General features: G+C 76.9%; 1 protein-coding gene. It reads right to left on the bottom strand.

Annotation, left to right across the window (positions count from 1 at the left end; all coding sequences use genetic code 11):
• Nucleotides 1-205: 205 nt before the first annotated feature.
• Nucleotides 206-2,105 (bottom strand): SpoIIE family protein phosphatase (locus ACFXAM_RS38635; protein WP_380298603.1); only part of this gene is annotated, 1,900 nt, incomplete at its 5' end.

Genomic DNA, 2,105 nt, shown 5'->3' with positions numbered 1-2,105 from the left:
TTGGGGGGTGGTGGGGGGTGATGAGGGCCGGGGGGGGGGGGGGGGTGGGGGGGGGGCGCCGGGGGTTGCGCCCCCCCCCCCCGCGCGGGGGGCGGCCCCCCCCCCCCCCCGCCGCACCCCGGCCGGCGCGGCGGTGCCGTAGCCCGGGGCGGGGTTCCCGGGCCCGGGCGGGTCTGCCCGCCCGGGCGTGCGGCCCGGGCCGGGATCAGAGCGGCAGTTCGAACCAGACGACCTTGCCGACGGCCTTGCGGGCGGTGCCCCAGCGCTCGGCGAGCTTGGTGACCAGGGTGAGGCCGCGGCCGGTCTCGCCGAGTTGTTCGGCGGGCTCCAGCGACGGCAGGTTGTGGTTGTCGTCGCTCACCTCCACCAGCAGCTTGTCGACCCGGATCAGCTGGAGCTGGACCCGGTCGCGGGCGACCCGGACGGCGTTCGTGACCAGCTCGCTGACCAGCAGCACGACGGTGTCGCTGAGCGACTCCAGGTGCCAGGCGGCGAGCTGCTCGCGGACCAGGGCGCGGGCCCGGCCGACCTCGCGCTGGTCGACCGTGAGGTCCCAGGTGGCGACCTCGCTCGGCGGGACCCCGTCGAAGCGGGCCACCAGCAGCGCGACGTCGTCCTTCCGGTCGTCCGAGTGCAACCGGTCCAGGACCACGTCGCAGGCCTGTTCGGGGCTCTGCGTGGGGTCGATCAGGTTGCCGCAGAGCGCGGCCAGCCCGGCTCCTATGTCGCCGCCCCGCACCTCGACCAGGCCGTCGGTGCACAGCACCAGCATCGAGCCGTCCGAGACGTCGATGGTCTTGGCGACGAACGGGACCCCGCCCACGCCGATCGGGGCGCCGGCCGGGATCTCCAGCAGCTCGCCGGTGCCGTCCGGGTGGACCAGGACCGGCGGGACGTGGCCGGCGCTGGCCAGCTCGCAGGTCCGGCTGATCGGGTCGTAGACCGCGTAGAGGCAGGTGGCCAGGTGGTCGTCGCCGAGCTTGTGGGCCAGGTTGTCCAGATGGCGCAGCAGCTGGCCGGGCGGCAGGTCGAGGGCGGCGAGGGTCTGCATCGCGGTGCGGAAGCGGCCCATCGCGGCGGCCGAGTGCAGGCCGTGGCCCATGACGTCGCCGACCACCAGGGCGACCCGGCTGCCGGGCAGCTGGATCGCGTCGAACCAGTCGCCGCCGACCTCGGCCCGGGAGTCGCCGGGCAGGTAGCGGTGGGCGATCTGGACGCCGGGGATCTGCGGCGGGCGGGTCGGGATCATCGACCGCTGGAGGGTGGTGGCGACCCGGGACTCGGCCCGGTGCAGCCGGGCGTTGTCGAGCGACAGCGCGGCCCGGGCGGCCAGCTCCTTGAGGGTGGCGGCGTCGCCCTCGTCGAAGGGGCCGCGGTCGGGGAGCCGGAGCAGCTTGAGGATGCCGAGCACGGTGCCGCGGGCGGAGAGCGGCACCACCAGCATCGAGCGGCCGGAGACCACCGGGACGAGCTCCGGGCCGCCGAGCGCGGCGGCGTAGTCGACGGCGACGTCCCGGGCGATCACCGGGACCAGCACCGGCTGGTTGAGCTGGAGGGCCATGCCGGGCGGGGTGCGGCGGGGCATGGCGACCAGGGAGCCCTCGGCGAGCACGTGGTCCCACTGGCCGTCGGCCTCGTTGCGGACGAGCGCGACCCGGCGGAGCATCGTGTCGTCGTCCGGGCGGGCCTCGGGCAGCTCGGAGTCGGAGATCAGGCCGTCGACGAGGTCGACGCAGGCGAAGTCGGCGACCCTGGGCACGAGCACCCGGCACAGCTCGTGGGCGGTGAAGCCGAGGTCGAGGGTGGTGCCGACCTTGCCGCCGACCTCGCCCAGCAGGGCCAGCTGCTCGCCGGCGTGGCCGTTGGTGAGGAACGGGCCGAACCGGCCGGCCGACGGCGCGGGGACGGCGGGCGGCCCCTGCGGGTACGGCCGGTTGCCGTGGGCGGGCGCGTCGGCGGGCGGCACGGCGGTGCTCTGCTCGATGGTGGTGCCTCCTCGCGGCGGGGCCGGGACGGCCGGGCCGGTGACGGGCGCGCCGAGGCCGGCGGCGGGAGCGGCCGCGGCCGGGGCGGCGGCCTGGGCGGACGCGGCGGCGGTCTCGCGC

Source organism: Kitasatospora sp. NPDC059462, assembly GCF_042749955.1.
Taxonomy (GTDB): domain Bacteria; phylum Actinomycetota; class Actinomycetes; order Streptomycetales; family Streptomycetaceae; genus Kitasatospora.
Note: the sequence above shows the minus strand (reverse complement) of the source record. Positions and strands in the feature narration are given on the sequence as shown.